Origin of the sequence: Vibrio ordalii ATCC 33509 (assembly GCA_000257205.1) — a bacterium.
Lineage (GTDB): Bacteria > Pseudomonadota > Gammaproteobacteria > Enterobacterales > Vibrionaceae > Vibrio > Vibrio ordalii.
Window position 1 is genome coordinate 1 of sequence record AEZC01000038.1, and the last position, 14,750, is coordinate 14,750.

Annotated in this window: 16 protein-coding genes and 1 pseudogene; 8 read left to right on the plus strand and 9 right to left on the minus strand. The window is 44.8% G+C overall.

Annotated features, from left to right (window positions below):
* The 3 genes from VOR_RS0102570 to VOR_RS0102580 all read right to left on the minus strand — a co-directional run.
* The coding region (locus tag VOR_RS0102570; protein ID WP_010318138.1) for a cytochrome d ubiquinol oxidase subunit II at positions 1-598 on the minus strand (598 nt) is incomplete at its 3' end.
* Positions 595-1,935 carry a cytochrome ubiquinol oxidase subunit I gene (locus VOR_RS0102575; RefSeq protein ID WP_010318140.1) on the minus strand — a complete coding sequence of 447 codons (1,341 nt, stop codon included), beginning with the start codon at positions 1,933-1,935 and terminating at the stop codon, positions 595-597. The genes VOR_RS0102575 and VOR_RS0102570, both read right to left, overlap by 4 nt.
* Positions 1,936-2,351: 416 nt before the next feature.
* Positions 2,352-2,771, minus strand: a complete 420-nt coding sequence (locus VOR_RS0102580; protein WP_010318142.1) for a hypothetical protein — start codon at positions 2,769-2,771, stop codon at positions 2,352-2,354.
* Between the two features lie 397 nt (positions 2,772-3,168).
* Between VOR_RS0102580 and VOR_RS0102585 the strand changes: the two genes are divergently transcribed.
* From VOR_RS0102585 to cydX, 8 genes are all read left to right on the plus strand, one after another.
* Positions 3,169-4,125 (plus strand): MBL fold metallo-hydrolase, encoded by a 957-nt coding sequence (locus tag VOR_RS0102585; protein WP_010318144.1) that lies wholly within the window; start codon positions 3,169-3,171, stop codon positions 4,123-4,125.
* Complete coding sequence (locus tag VOR_RS0102590; RefSeq protein ID WP_010318146.1) at positions 4,115-4,429, plus strand: hypothetical protein; 315 nt, start codon at positions 4,115-4,117, stop codon at positions 4,427-4,429. Before VOR_RS0102585 ends, VOR_RS0102590 begins: the two co-directional genes overlap by 11 nt.
* On the plus strand, positions 4,417-5,280 hold the full coding sequence (locus VOR_RS0102595) for an MbnB/TglH/ChrH family RiPP precursor modification enzyme (RefSeq protein ID WP_010318147.1): 864 nt from the start codon (positions 4,417-4,419) through the stop codon (positions 5,278-5,280). Before VOR_RS0102590 ends, VOR_RS0102595 begins: the two co-directional genes overlap by 13 nt.
* Positions 5,273-6,019, plus strand: coding sequence for an HvfC family peptide modification chaperone (locus VOR_RS0102600; RefSeq protein ID WP_010318149.1), 747 nt, complete (start codon positions 5,273-5,275; stop codon positions 6,017-6,019). The genes VOR_RS0102595 and VOR_RS0102600 overlap by 8 nt, the downstream gene beginning before the upstream one ends.
* A complete protein-coding gene (locus tag VOR_RS0102605) occupies positions 6,016-6,615 on the plus strand; it encodes an HvfX family Cu-binding RiPP maturation protein (RefSeq protein WP_010318151.1) in 600 nt (199 codons plus the stop codon). Before VOR_RS0102600 ends, VOR_RS0102605 begins: the two co-directional genes overlap by 4 nt.
* A gap of 120 nt (positions 6,616-6,735) precedes the next feature.
* Entirely contained in the window at positions 6,736-8,316 is a 1,581-nt protein-coding gene (locus VOR_RS0102610) for a cytochrome ubiquinol oxidase subunit I (protein ID WP_010318152.1), read from the plus strand.
* 11 nt (positions 8,317-8,327) lie between these two features.
* Positions 8,328-9,464: a cytochrome d ubiquinol oxidase subunit II gene (gene cydB, locus VOR_RS0102615; RefSeq protein WP_010318153.1), complete on the plus strand. Its 1,137-nt coding sequence runs from the start codon at positions 8,328-8,330 to the stop codon at positions 9,462-9,464.
* Positions 9,465-9,476: 12 nt separating this feature from the next.
* Positions 9,477-9,578, plus strand: coding sequence for a cytochrome bd-I oxidase subunit CydX (gene cydX / locus VOR_RS18195; protein ID WP_010318154.1), 102 nt, complete (start codon positions 9,477-9,479; stop codon positions 9,576-9,578).
* Positions 9,579-9,692: 114 nt separating this feature from the next.
* On the opposite strand, the gene VOR_RS0102625 is transcribed toward cydX, so the two are convergent.
* The 6 genes and pseudogenes from VOR_RS0102625 to VOR_RS18830 form a co-directional block, all read right to left on the minus strand.
* The gene (locus VOR_RS0102625; RefSeq protein WP_010318155.1) at positions 9,693-10,055 is read right to left on the minus strand and encodes a RidA family protein; all 363 of its coding nucleotides are present in this window, start codon (positions 10,053-10,055) and stop codon (positions 9,693-9,695) included.
* Between the two features lie 307 nt (positions 10,056-10,362).
* Positions 10,363-11,001: a type I-F CRISPR-associated endoribonuclease Cas6/Csy4 gene (gene cas6f, locus VOR_RS0102630; protein WP_010318156.1), complete on the minus strand. Its 639-nt coding sequence runs from the start codon at positions 10,999-11,001 to the stop codon at positions 10,363-10,365.
* 9 nt (positions 11,002-11,010) lie between these two features.
* Positions 11,011-12,042: a type I-F CRISPR-associated protein Csy3 gene (gene csy3, locus VOR_RS0102635; protein WP_010318157.1), complete on the minus strand. Its 1,032-nt coding sequence runs from the start codon at positions 12,040-12,042 to the stop codon at positions 11,011-11,013.
* Positions 12,043-12,053: 11 nt separating this feature from the next.
* Positions 12,054-12,947: a type I-F CRISPR-associated protein Csy2 gene (gene csy2 / locus VOR_RS0102640; protein ID WP_010318158.1), complete on the minus strand. Its 894-nt coding sequence runs from the start codon at positions 12,945-12,947 to the stop codon at positions 12,054-12,056.
* Positions 12,944-14,218 (minus strand): type I-F CRISPR-associated protein Csy1, encoded by a 1,275-nt coding sequence (csy1, locus tag VOR_RS0102645; RefSeq protein ID WP_244187257.1) that lies wholly within the window; start codon positions 14,216-14,218, stop codon positions 12,944-12,946. The genes csy2 and csy1 overlap by 4 nt, the downstream gene beginning before the upstream one ends.
* Positions 14,215-14,750, minus strand: a pseudogene (locus tag VOR_RS18830) (type I-F CRISPR-associated helicase Cas3f); the annotation flags it as partial. The gene csy1 and the pseudogene VOR_RS18830, both read right to left, overlap by 4 nt.

Sequence of the window (14,750 nt, forward strand, 5' to 3'; positions counted from 1 at the left end):
TGACTGAGAAAATACCCAGCGCGGCCAACCAACCCGCGCGGCGTGACCAGCGCGCCGCTCGAATTTGTAACGCGCCTTCGGTCTTTAACACCAGCCAAGCTCCACCGATATAAACATAAGCGGCCGTCACGCACAGCGAACTGAGTAGTGCAAAGCCATAAGCCTGCATCGATTCCTCAAAGCTCATCACATACCGTCCAATCATGTAACCTTGGGTTAATGCGGCAAGTAAAGAACCGGTTTTAAAACACAAGTCCCAGTGGTCTTTATGATCCGCTTTCGCTTTTGCACGGAAATCAAACGCTACACCACGCATAATCAATGCGATCAGCATCAGTGCGGTGGGCAAATACAGCTCTGTCAAAATCAAGCTATGTGCACTTGGAAACGCAATCAATAAAATACCAACGCCTAGCACTAGCCATGTTTCATTGGCATCCCAGAAAGGACCAATTGAGGCGATCATTCTATCGCGCTGTTGCTCATTATTTTGGGGTAATAAAATACCGACACCCAAATCATAACCATCAAGTACCGCATACATGAAAACGCTAAAACCAAGCAATAAAAGATAAATTTCCGGTAGATAAGAGATCATAATGGTGCCTTTTGCTCGTCAATCGGTTGAATCGTTATGCCTGTAGAGAACTGCCTTGCTAAATAAAACAGTGTATGGATATAAGCAACTAGCAGTACGGCATAAATGGTTAAATACATCACTAATGACAGCACAACAGAACCACTTCCAATCGCAGTGACCGCATCAGAAGTACGCAATACACCACTAACAAGCCATGGTTGACGGCCAATTTCAGTAACATACCACCCTGCTAATGTGGCTACCCATCCCGAAAACGTCATCGCGACAACGGTATAAAGATAGAACTTGGGTAAGGTTTTTTTACGAATTAAACGCCATGCACCAAACCAACTCACTAGCAGCATCAGCACGCCAATTCCGACCATAATTCGAAAGCCGAAGAACAGTGGCTTAACCGGGGGATGATCCGGTGCAAATTGATTTAAACCCACAATTTCACCGTCGAGGTCATGTGTGAGTATCAAGCTGGCTAATTTAGGAATACCGAGTTCAAAGTGATTGCTACGCGTGGCTTCATCAGGCCAAGCGAACAAGAGTAACGGTGCTCCTTGCTCCGTATCCCACACCCCTTCCATCGCGGCAATTTTAGCGGGTTGGTGTTTTAACGTATTTAAGCCGTGTAAATCACCAACAAAAATTTGTATTGGTATAGCAATGGCCGCGAGAATAATGCCGACTCTAAGGCCCACTTTCGCTGCTTCCAGTTGTGAATTACGCAAAAATTGGTAAGCAGAGATCCCTGCAATGACAAAACTTGCGGTGAGTAAAGAAGCCAGCAACATATGTACAAGCCGATACGGCATAGAAGGATTAAAAATAACCTCCTTCCAACTGGTGACATGAACAATGCCTTCAATCACTTCATAACCAGCAGGTGTATGCATCCAACTATTTAAAACTAAAATCCAAAAAGCAGAGAGTGATGTGCCTATCGCCACCAGCACGGTTGCTAAGGTATGCACCCATTCAGGTACTCTTCCACGCCCAAAAAGCATCACGCCAAGGAAGGTCGCTTCCATAAAAAAGGCCGTCATCACTTCGTAGCCTAACAATGGCCCAGCGACGTTACCGACTCTCTCCATGAATCCTGGCCAGTTAGTCCCAAATTGAAAACTCATCGTGATACCAGAAACAACACCGAGCGCAAAAGTCAGGGCAAAGATCTTGACCCAGAAATAATATAAGTCCAACCACAACTGAGCTTGCGTTCGTACAAAACGCCACTTAAAAAACACCATCACCCATGCAAGCGCAATCGTAATGGTTGGAAATAAAATATGAAAACTGATATTGGCGGCAAACTGGATCCGCGACAACATGAGGGTCTCTAACATCACTCTTTCCTCAATCAAAAAATACTAGGCAATCAAATAACAACAATTTACTTAATTGTTAATTACGTTGATCGACCTAATTAAGTTCACTGCCTGAGGATTTTCTTACTTAAATTAACTAAGCCTTCTCATCGATTAATGAAAATGAAAAATCCACAGCAGTGCAGCCAATGAGTTGTACCAATCATCAGCTGTAAGACCGAGGAAAAAGATGTATCAAATTACGGAAGAATTATGACAAAAAATAACCGTGCCCCATAACAAGCGTTAGGTTTGAGTAAGCCCCGCTTCAGCACCGCCCCGCGTTAGGGCTTTATCAGGATGGCTCTTAGCTATTGTTTCCTCACTACCTCAAGGTGCACAGCGCACCTCACGGCTAGTTAGTTCGCTAGTTAGCTAGTTAGCTAGTTAGCTAGTTACTGAACACTACACTCGATTTTGTTGATCGGAATACTCGATTGACCAAAACAGACATAAGCGCTAATCGGTTGATTCGCTTTTATTTTAACGTAACCTGCTTGAACGTCATCTTCTCGAAATCGAACCATATTAGACGTCACTTCTGAACCATCGACATAAATCGCCGTGAAATCATCATTCATCCAAGCAACCACTTTGTCGTAACTCTGTTTGGTCTTAAACACGACCTCGGCGCAGCGAATCGGCGGATTGTCACGAACGCTGTACCCGCCTGAATGTTCAACCTCTTCAGAGCCATTGCTCACATCGTGTAACTGGCTGGAAATCACATCACACTGACTGTCAGCCGCATGGACATTAAATGCAATAAGCATAGGAATCACGTAATAGCTTGGCTTCATCTTCATCATAAACATTACTGACATCACAGGTATTTGTTAAAAAATAATAGCTTTACCCTATTGAAAACCACCCAAAAATAACATCACTTAAAAGTAAACGTGGGTTCAATATCACTGAACACTGGAGTGATGCCGTTCTAAATAGAACATTTGTTATTTTTTTATGTGTATTAATTGGTTCTAGCTATACGGTGCAAACCTAGAATCTAACAGGCTTATCATTGCATCACACCACATTGTTCAATTTACCTTAACCAATAGGTAAGAAAATTAAGATTGACCAAACATCCTCCTAAATCATATCTTTCACCTACACCTTGACGAGAATCAAAAAGCTTGCACTTTTATCGCAAATCTCTTTTCGCCCTAGGTATCCACATATCATAAAAAAGACAATCAAAAGGTAGTCAGCATGAAACAACCACTCAAGGCGCTGGTGCTCGCAATCAGTTTGTCGTGCGGTGCCATCGGTGCTTACGCAAACTCGTTAGAACCGCTCGACAAAGAGTTCACTTTACAAGTTTTAGGATCGGGAGGGCCAATTTCCGATGATCTGCGCTCTTCTTCAGCGGAAGTGATTTGGTGGAAAGGCAAATCTAAAATCATGATTGATGCTGGCGGCGGTGCGTATCTGCGCTTTGGCCAATCCGGCTCTAAACTGGAAGATTTGGATTTTCTAGGCATTACCCATTTTCACACCGACCACGTCGCCGACCTGCCCGCGCTGCTCAAAGGTGGCTACTTCTTTAAGCGAGAAGACCCACTAGATATTGCAGGGCCGCAAGCGGGATCTGCCTTCCCTAGCTTAACCGGTTATATGGACGCACTCTTTAATAGCAAAGATGGCGCTTACGCTTATTTGAACGGTTTGTATGATGGCAGCGATGGTTTGTTCCCAGTCACCATCACTGATGTTTCTTACAAAACCACCACACCAACTAAAGTGTATCAACAAGACGGTTTAACCATTTACGCACTCGGTATTCCTCATGGGGACGTGCCATGTTTGGCTTATCGTATTGAAAGTGAGCAGGGCGTTATTGTTATCTCTGCCGATCAAAACGGCAGTAACCCAGCATTTCTCGATTTTGCTCAAGGCGCTGACATCTTAGTCATGCCGATGGCAATTCATGAATCAGCCGATGAAGTTTCGGCATTTATGCACGCTAAACCGTCAGTGATTGGCGAAATTGCCGCCAAAATCAATCCTAAACTGCTCGTGCTCAATCACTGGATGGGAGTCGGCCTTAAACATAAGTCAGAGTCGACCAAGATCATCAAACAGTTTTATCACGGCGAAGTTATTGCCGCCCGTGATCTCTCAAGCTTCCCAATGAGTTCCGTGAAGGAGATAACCCATGAATTGTAAAATTGCTTTATCTATTGCGATGACTTCCGCCATTGCTCTGCATTCAGGTATGAGCTTTGCCGAAACGTCAACGGAAGCACCAGTGAGTGCGCAACCCACCTCGCAAAATGGTGGCAAATGCGCGGCTGGTAAATGTGGTACTGAAAAACGTTTTGAAAAGCAGGATTTAAAAAGCGATCCGCAAGGACGTTTAGTACGCGCCAGAGATGGTAAATGCGGCTTAACCGCAGAGGGAATCACACCTTCCGCTGAAACCATTACTCTAACCAACAGCAAAATCACTGGTGGTGTATGCGGGCAATAGATCGCACCTCAAAAGGCATCGGCTTGCGTAGCGAACACGTCGATTTGCTATGCCAGTTGCCTGACCATCCCGACATTGATTTCCTTGAGCTTGCTCCGGAGAACTGGATGAATATGGGCGGCCTTAAACGCGAGCAGTTACAGCAGATAGCAAAGCACTATCCTCTGGTTGCACATGGGCTGAGTTTGTCGATTGGCGATGGTCAGCCACTGAACAAAGCGTTTGTGAAAAAGGTAGCGGCATTTTTAGATGAATTTAACATCGACATTTACAGTGAGCATTTGAGCTTTTCGCGTGATGCCCAAGGGTACTTGTATGAACTGCTGCCTATCCCGCGCTATAAAGAGAGCATTGCTTACTTGGTCGATCGCATTCACTGCGTTCAAGATATTGTGCAACGCCCTTTGGTGCTGGAAAACATCTCCTACTACCACAGTTACGGCAAGGAGATCCCCGAAGGCGAATTTATTGCTGAGATAGTTGAGCGCAGCGGCTGCCAACTGCTGATTGATATCAATAATGTGTATGTGAATAGCCGTAACCACAATTACTGCCCGTTTGACATGCTGGCCACTTTACCGAGCGAAGCGATCTGCTACTACCACATCGCCGGTCACTTAAAAGAGCGCGAAGATTTCTTGCTCGATACCCATGGTAAACCAGTACAGCAAGAGGTGATTGACTTAGCTCGTTATTCTTACGCTCTGCAAGGTAGCCGTCCTTTGCTGCTTGAACGTGATCATCATCTGCCTCCTCTGGTGGTTTTGACTGAAGAGTTGCGCACTATCCATCACGATATTATGCAGCCAGCGCCATCATTAGTTATCGATGTGGAGCGTAGCCATGCTTAAACCACCGATGAACATGAGTATGTCAATGTACGCACTGACCTGCGTGATCCGCTCACCGATTGCGCAAGGCGAACCGCCCTGCCGTTATCGAGAGTTTATTCGAGAGAACATTTATTCTGTCATTACGCACACTTTTCCTCTGTTTTGCGCTCAACTTAACGAGGAAACACTCTACATTTTTACGGACGAATGGTTGGTAATACATGGTGCTATGGAGCATGAGTTCCATCAGATTGCGACTGAATTTGTTCAGTTTATCCAACAGCAAAATAACCATAACGCCAATGTTAACCTCAGTTCTGAGCAAATCGCACTGCTTGAATATGAATGGATCGTTTTCAACGCTGAAATGGATAGCGCCCATGTGCCGGATCTCAACGTGTGGTGGGATGATGTTGAAGCTCAACCGGAGGCGTTTTTCATACAGCTTAACCCAACGTTAAAACTGGTCGAAGTGCCTTTTCTTGTCCATCCAGAATCGGTCACTTTTCTAACTCAAGAACAGAAAACGGTCTGTTACGGGGTATTTCGTCATGCATCGCATCAAGTGGTATCACAAAAACTCAGAGAAGTGGATATCGCCCTGATTCAGATGATTCAAAACGCCCCAGCGCAGTCACTAACGCAACTAGAACAACAGATAGCTCAACACCTATCCAACTTCCATTTTTTGGCGTGGGTTCAAACGTTTCAGCAACAAGGACTCATCAGCCTGTATTTATTAGGAGAAACTCTATGATTCATTCAGCCCTCAATTGGTACGATGGCGTGATCGAAAAATTTAAAAAATTCGATTTTATAGTACTACTTGCGATTCGACTTTTTCTCGTGCCGGTGATTTTTGTCGGTGCTCATTCCAAAGTGGTTGGTTTTGCTGGAACCGTTGCCTGGTTTGGCGCCTCAACCGCCGATGGTGGTTTAAATCTACCTTTTCCTGAGCTGCTGGCTTTTTTAGCCGCCGCGACGGAAGTGCTCGGCTGTATTTGCATTGCACTTGGTCTTTTTACTCGCATTATGGCGATTCCAATGATTTTCATGATGAGTGTGGCGAGCGCAATGGTGCACTGGAAACATGGCTGGGACGCGATTGCCACCAGCAGTATGGAAGCGACGGTGCGCTTAAATGGATTTATTGAATGGTTAGCCGTAAATTTCCCAGGCCGCTACAACTACATCACTGAGCTCGGTGACCCTGTGATGCTCAATAACGGGATGGAATTTGCGGCGACTTACTTTGTGATGCTGATGGTTCTTTTCATTTATGGTGGTGGCCGCTACGTCAGCCTCGACTACTGGCTAAAAAAACCATTCACTCGCACGCCTCAAACCGCTTAACACCTAATGATGCCGACTAACTTGAAGTTGCCACCCGCAGCTTCAAGCGGCAGGCGTTATCAATCACACATTCATCTCTGACTATCTTACCTGCCATTTTGCTGGCGGGAGGGAGACTTTATGCTTACAGATGTGGTGGAACTGTCACGGTTCCAGTTCGCCAGTACGGCGCTTTACCATTTTATTTTTGTTCCGCTGACCATTGGCTTATCATTTTTACTGGCGATCATGGAATCACTGTATGTGATGACCGGCAAAACCGTTTACAAAGACATGACTCGTTTTTGGGGCAAGCTGTTTGGCATCAACTTCGCCGTTGGCGTTGCCACCGGCCTCACTATGGAGTTTCAATTTGGCACCAACTGGGCGTACTACTCTCATTATGTGGGTGACATTTTTGGTGCTCCACTGGCGATTGAAGCTTTAATCGCTTTCTTCCTTGAATCAACACTCGTTGGATTATTTTTCTTCGGCTGGGAGCGCCTTTCTAAGCGTCAGCATTTAAGCGTGACTTGGTTAACCGCTTTAGGCTCTAACTTTTCTGGATTGTGGATTTTGATGGCCAACGGCTGGATGCAAAACCCCGTCGGCGCCGAGTTTAACTATCAAACCATGCGTATGGAAATGACCAACTTTACTGAGGTCATTTTTAACCCAGTAACCCAAGTGAAGTTTGTGCATACCGTTGCGGCGGGTTACACCACAGGCGCACTGTTTATCATGGGTATCAGCGCTTACTACCTATTGAAAAAGCGCGACCTTCCCTTTGCGCGTCGCTCATTTGCTGTGGCTTGCGCTTTTGGCATGGCATCCATTAGCGCCACTTTATTGCTAGGTGATGAGTCAGGTTACACCTTAGGTGAAGTGCAACAGGTGAAACTGGCCGCCATTGAAGCCAAGTGGGATACCGAACAAGCCCCTGCCTCTTTTACTCTGTTTGGGCTACCTAACCAAGAAACCATGCACACAGACGCGGCGATTAAAGTCCCTTATTTGATGGGTATTATCGCCACGCGTTCATTGGATGAGCCCGTCATCGGCTTAAAATATTTGATGGCGCGCAGTGAAGAGCGCATTCGCAATGGCATGCTCGCTTACGGGTTATTGGAAGCCTTACGCAATGGTGACGATTCACCGCAAAACATCGCTCAGTTTGAAACGCTAAAAGAGGATTTAGGGTACGGTTTTCTGCTCAAGAAATACACAGATAAAGTAACTGATGCGACTGAAAGCCAAATCAAACAAGCCGCGCAAGATACCATTCCGCAAGTTGCACCTCTGTTTTGGAGCTTCCGCATAATGGTAGCCTGCGGTATGGCAATGTTCGCTGTGATTGGGCTCTGTTTCATCCAACTTTGTCGGCGAAAAATCGGCACTCAGCCTTGGTTACTTAAAGCGGCATTATTCGCCATTCCACTTCCCTGGATTGCCAGTGAAGCGGGATGGTTTGTAGCGGAATTTGGCCGCCAACCTTGGGCTATCGGTGAAGTGCTTCCGGTTAATATGGCCGTATCTAACCTATCACCTAGCGATTTATGGATTTCACTGGGCCTAGTTTACTTACTCTATAGCGCATTTTTGGTGGTAGAAATGTACCTGATGGTGAAGTTTGCTCGACGCGGTCCAAGCGCCCTACATACCGGACGTTACCATTTTGAAACTCAAGATGGGCACGGATCTCTATCTCACGTACACCATTAAGGGAGAACACAATGTTTGATTACGAAACCTTACGTCTGCTGACTTGGGCGATTATCGGTGTGCTATTGATTGGTTTTATCATCACCGATGGCTTTGATATGGGCGTTGCAGCGCTACTGCCCATGTTGGGACGCAGTGATGTTGAACGAAGAGTGATGATCAACAGTATCGCGCCTCATTGGGATGGCAACCAAGTGTGGTTGATTACTGCTGGCGGTGCGATTTTCGCTATCTGGCCACTGGTTTACGCCACCGCATTTTCTAGTTTCTATTTAGCGATGATGTTGCTACTTGCTGCGTTATGGCTGCGCCCAATTGGTATGGATTATCGCTCAAAAATCGATAACCCCTCATGGCGCAAGGCGTGCGATAACGCACTGTTCATCAGTGGCATTGTGCCGCCCCTCATCTTTGGCATTGGTTTTGGTAATTTATTGGTAGGAGTCCCTTTTCAGCTCAATAACTTATTGATGCTTGATTACCAAGGCCATTTTTGGGATCTATTCACGCCATTTCCGCTACTGTGTGGCCTGCTCAGCCTTGCCATCGTCGTCACTCAAGGCGCAACGTTTTTACAGCTCAAAACTTGTGATGCGTTACGTGAGCGAGCCCATAACGCGTCGGTGGTCAGTGCCAGCATTGCGGTGGCTTTATTTCTCATCGGCGGATTCTTTGCCGCCAACATGGCGGGTTATATTATCGTGAGCCCGATTGTCACGGATGCCGCTTCAAACCCCTTGCACAAAGAAGTGGTTAGCGTCGCTCGTCATTTACTGCATAACTATCAAGCACACGCCATGCTGTGGTTGATCCCTTGCGTGGGCATCGCGAGCTTATTGGCGTGCATATGGGCAAGCCTGAAAAGAGCATCTGGCTGGGCCTTCTTATTCTCTAGCCTTGCTATTGCATGCATTATTTTAACAGCAGGCGTGGCGCTATTTCCGATGATCATGCCGTCAAGCTTAATGCCATCACACAGTTTGACGATTTGGGATGCCACATCCAGCCAAAAAACACTCAATATCATCACGATTGTCGCCATCTTAGTGGTGCCAGTTATTCTCAGTTACACCGCGTGGGGTTACTACAAAATGTTCGGTCGATTGAATGATGATTATATTCGCAACCACAGCGTATCGCTGTACTAAAGGAGATGACTGATGTGGTATTTATGTTGGGTTCTTGGCGTATTACTCGCCTGCGCATTTGGCATAATCAATGGATTATGGCTTGAGCAAGCTGAGCATTTCGATGAATCGTAACTCACTCATATGCAAGCCGATAACCTGTTAACAAGGTTTAAGATCATCAAGCTTTGAGATAAAAAAATGGCGCAAATTGTAGCGCCATTTTTCATCACATCGTAAGAAACGTATTTACTGAAATTTTGGGCCAGCTGCGGCAACAAAAGCCATTTCAACCAGATAGTCAGGACTTGCCAGTTGTGCTTGAACGCAGGCTCGGCTTGGTGCGCATCCTTCTGGAAACCAGCTATCCCACACTTCATTCAAAGCGGCGAAATGTGCAAAATATGTGACATAAATCGTCACCGATAACACACGGCTTCTGTCGCTGTCGATCGCCGTTAACTGCTGCTCGGCTTGGGCTAAGATCTGCTCAACCTGCCCTTTCATATCGGCTTTTGTATCACTATCAGCCACTTCCACAAAGTGGGCAATGCCGTTGAATACGGTGATGTCAGACCAACGTTTACTTGGATTAATACGGTGAATAGTCATGAATGTCTCTCTGTCATAGTGGGGGCTACCAGGCTAAGTTGCACCAAGGCTCAAATCAATAACACATTGTAAAGAAGTCATTGATGGGAAGAAACCTAAGAACACCCCAACAGAGAAACGGATTTTCTAAGCTGCCTGTGCGGCAGTGAACTATAGAATAACAACATAAAAATAAGTTACAACAAGCAGTTAGAGCAAAAAATGCATTTTTACCCTATTTTAAACCACCTGCTGTAACTATTTGTATTTAAAGATTATTTTTAAAGAGCAAAAATAAAGGGTAAAAACTTACCCTTTTTAGTTCAGTTTAAAAGTGTGGCACTGTAGCCAATGCTGACTGCCGATTCGCTTTTGCACTCAAACCATAGCAATCGAACTGTCCAACTTGTGATGCGCTTTGTCGCTGCATTTCGATAAACAGCGTAAATTTGCTGTTTTTCTCTGGCGAACGCTGTTTGGTTTGTTGGCTGTGCAAGTAAATAAATGGTAAAGAGCAAAGCGTAGTGGGTTTGGTTTTTTCTAGCTCAAGTAAACACTCTTCTAGCGGTTTACCTGATTTTGCTGCCCAAAGCGTGGCTTTTTGCTGCATGTTTCGCTCTATTCTCTCTGGAGATTTTACGTGCTTACGCATAAAACTGGCGTAAGTGACTTCAGTTGGGACTGGCTTAATGGCTTTAACATGAGCGTAATCTTCCAGCCGAGCTAACCATTTTCCGATGGCTAACTTCTCTAGAATCGCTTGCTCCTTAGCAAACAGACGCAGTTTATTACCGAGCGGAAACCCAACCTTGCCGTATTCTGGAAAACCTATGGCTATTGCCGATTGATTTTCGTCAATTTTATGTTCAACAAAGGCAATATGCACTTGCTGAAACACGTTTTGCCAGATAAAGCCAAGTGAGATATCAACATCGGGTAATAAGGTGATTTCTTGGTAGTAGTTCATTATTGCCACCTACTTATCGCTTTCGCCAAAAACACCACCGCGCACCAATACCGCTACAACGTAATGCTCATCTTCTTCACGTGATAACTCTGATCCTCGCGCCCATTTATCAAAAAATGTATAAAAGTCTTGTTTATCTTTCGGGATGCGGAAAGCTTTACCTAGGTTAGTAACCGCACCATAAGGTTCAATCGCAATCGCGCCTGCTGTTTGCTCTGGCAAGCTGTAATCAGGATACCAAGTATCAATCGAACGCAGCGCGTTACCGATTTTTTGTGAATGTATCGCAGCGTTATCATTCACTGCATACAAGATTTTGCTCTTCTTACTTTTACTATTGCCTTTGTCTAGTACCAGTTCTTCGCTTGGATACACTTCTTGGGCTTTACCCACCTTAGCGTAGCAGTCAATTTGCAGCATCAAATGGTCCGTTTCGCTGGCCAGTGCCTGAGCAATTCTGTCGGCCAAACTATTGATCTGTGAATCGCTATGATCAAAGTGTCGAGTACTGAATTGTTTAGCATTAAAAGTCCACGCCTGCTCTGCCCCTTTGTTCAATGCCTTGACTTGCACTTCAATCTCTTCTGCGCCAACTCGGTTGCGCCATAGAAAACGAGCATTGGCTAAGTTTGTGGCGTAACGCTTAGCCAGCTCAAAACATCCATATTTTTCAATATATTGATTCACTGCTGCGCTATAGCTCTGTTTAAATAGGGCATTATTACAAGCCGACGGCTGAGCTAAGCCCCCTAATACTTTGAGTGTGAAATGCAATTTAAGTGTGTCTTGATCTTGACCTAAAGCACAGGCATCAACCCTTTGTAGGTTAGCTTTTTCTACTTCTGCATTAAGTTTTACAGGGTCATTTTGTACCGCCGCTTTTAAGCGGTTTGAAATGGTGCCTCGTACCGATTTTTCTTGTAGTGACAATGGAGTGATTTGTTCTTTCGTCTCCCAATTTGTGCCAAATAAATAAGCGTCGGATGGAACTAATTTCTTTTCAAATGCTAATACAGAAGCCGTGTCGTTATTTTTAGCCATGAGTTGATTCCTTATTGATGTTCATTAATGAGGTTGTTTTGCTGACAAAGGTAGAGGTTATTTTCTAAATCTGAGTGGTAATGCCAGAGCATGTCGTCGAGATGCTTGATTTTATACGCCATAACAAATTCACCTAGTGTGACCACGCTTTCGGCAAAGCGATGTGGCACTGATGGATCTCGCTGATTCTTCGCCTCACCTAATGGCGAAATACCCTGAAAACCAGTGGCAATCGGCACAATCCAACCCGCTGTTTTTCTCTGACTACGCCAAACCACAGTCTCATCCTTTAGTTGTTCACAATGATGATCGACTGTTAGATGACTCAGCAAGGCATCTAAAGCGTCATGGCCTTGTTTCATTGCTTCGATCATCAGATCTCGTCTTTCGAGCAAAAAATAGCCGGGCATCAACTGGCGTAGCAGCTTTGCCGTTTCTAGCTCATCGTCGATTTTTACTGTGGTTAGAAATGGCAATTGCAAACTCAGTACATCACCACTCGCTACTTTCATTGTGGCAATCGTATCTTGCAGACGCACAACAAAGTTTTCGTGATCCAATTCATCGTCGTTACCATCACATTCGATCACTAACGACACGTCAAGATGACAACGAGCTTCTTCAATAAATGCCGAACGTGAACCATCCTTATCTAGTGGATTACCTGTCCCAATAATCGAATGTACAAAATCTCCTTCGCCTTTATGAGTTTGTAAATCAAATTGATGGCTCACTACGGCGGCACTACGGAACATTAATTCCTCCAATCCCGTCTGATTGAGTTTGCGCTCTAACGCATGGACAAAGCCTAACCATGCTGTCATTGCCGGAAAGCCAATGGTAAAAGGGCTCGATAAGGCGTTGGCATTATGAATTTTAATATGAGGTAAAATGAGCAATCTCATCGTAGTGCCTCCTTGTTGTTGGTGACAATGCGTTCAATCGCCAATAGTTCTTGGTCGGCTAAGGAAACGGGGTTGGTGATCACTTTTTGGTAGTGGTTAATTAAGCTGCGAGAGATCTGCCGGATAATACTGTCTAGCCATTCATCATCTTCAAAGCGTTGCTGCTCAAACTGAGGATAAAGCCAGATTTGTTGCTCGACCTTTAATTCGCTAGACAATTCCCCGTGATACTCTGCGAGTAAAATTCTCACCTGCCACATTTTATCAATAACAAGGTCAACATATTCTTGAATCCGATAATCCCTGCCTTCACGGATATTGATATTGTTGTAATCGATATTAAATAAGCGATGTAGCGCTTCCAATACTTCTTTCCCCTGCCAAGGATTTAAGCTGTCTTTAAAAAAGTCGGTTTTAGGTAAACGTAGGTTTCTGGGCTTAAGTTCTGGAGGGGCAGATGCGAGTAGATGAGCTTTACCCGCATTTTGGTTATTGAGTACGCTGATGTTTTGCGGTTTCGTTCCACCGAAACCTATCGTGGTTAAACCAAAAATTTCACGATACCCGTTCGGATGGTATTGGTTGGATTTCTTACACTCTCTTGCTTGTTTTAACTCTTCTCCAAATCGAAGATTATCAATGCGCTTACGTTGTTCAAATAAGTGCCCTGAATGCGTTAAGAGTGAAAGCAAATGATATTCACCATCTTCAATAGGGAAATAAACCTGTTTGATTTTTGAGCTTGAAACCACTTCTTCATCAGACTCAATCATTTTTAAAAAGCCATCTCGTAACTCGTGGTAATTACAATTGGGTTGATTAAGTAATAATTGAGCGAAATCACTTTCCTGCTCGATGTGCTCCAATAGACGACGGTTATCAAACATCACTAAAGTCAGGAATTTATGTACATCCAGAGCTGCGGCGTTCCCTAATGCATCCAGCTCAACATTAATATTTCCGGAACGTAAAAAGCCGTCAGCTTGGCTTTTGTTTTGCGCGATGATCGACGAAACATATCCATTTTTATTTTTTCTTGCACTTGGGTGGCTAAATGTACAGGGGTGTGATGATAACGATATTTGTCCTGCCCTTTTTGCCGCGTCGGGTAACCAGTTTGCAAGCTGGAACTGCTGTTCGCAGACTCGCTCTTTTTCGCGTACTTCCCACTCTTCCATGTCCGCTTTGATATTTTTCTTTCGCCAAGCCTCTTTGCGTTCGGCAAAAAAGGTACTTATCGCTGGATCTAGCACTTTCGTTCCCTCCATCATTTCACCTTAACCAGCCCAAACTGGTCGTTATATGTGTATTCATCTTGTTCACCTCGATTAATCAAGCTGATTTCACCAAACTTTAGTGAGGTGATAAATTCATGTTCTTTACTTTGACTGTATTGGCTAATCAGATCGCCATAGTTACGTTGTAACCATAATTTTTTCTGTTGTTCAAGATTGATCGGTTGATGCTTAATATTGAGTGTTAACTCAATGGCATTTAAACCACCGTGGTCATCGCGTTGGCAGAACTCCAGACCACGATCCTTTTTCAGCAGGTAGAGCTGCATGCTCGGTTCACTTTTCCTAAAGCGCTTAAAATATTGCGGCAATGCGGTTAGCCACCAGTAACCGTGAATATGACCATGCAAATGATCGCACCAGTCGCTTCCTGACGAAGCAGAACGGCTTTCTCGATTAAACCGCTCTTTGCGAGTGGGTGCTGATTCAACCGGCTTGTTGATCTGTTCAACGCCGAATGTTCTGGCGGTGGCAAAATGTTCAAGGTCGGCAAGGTTATTCTTAGCGT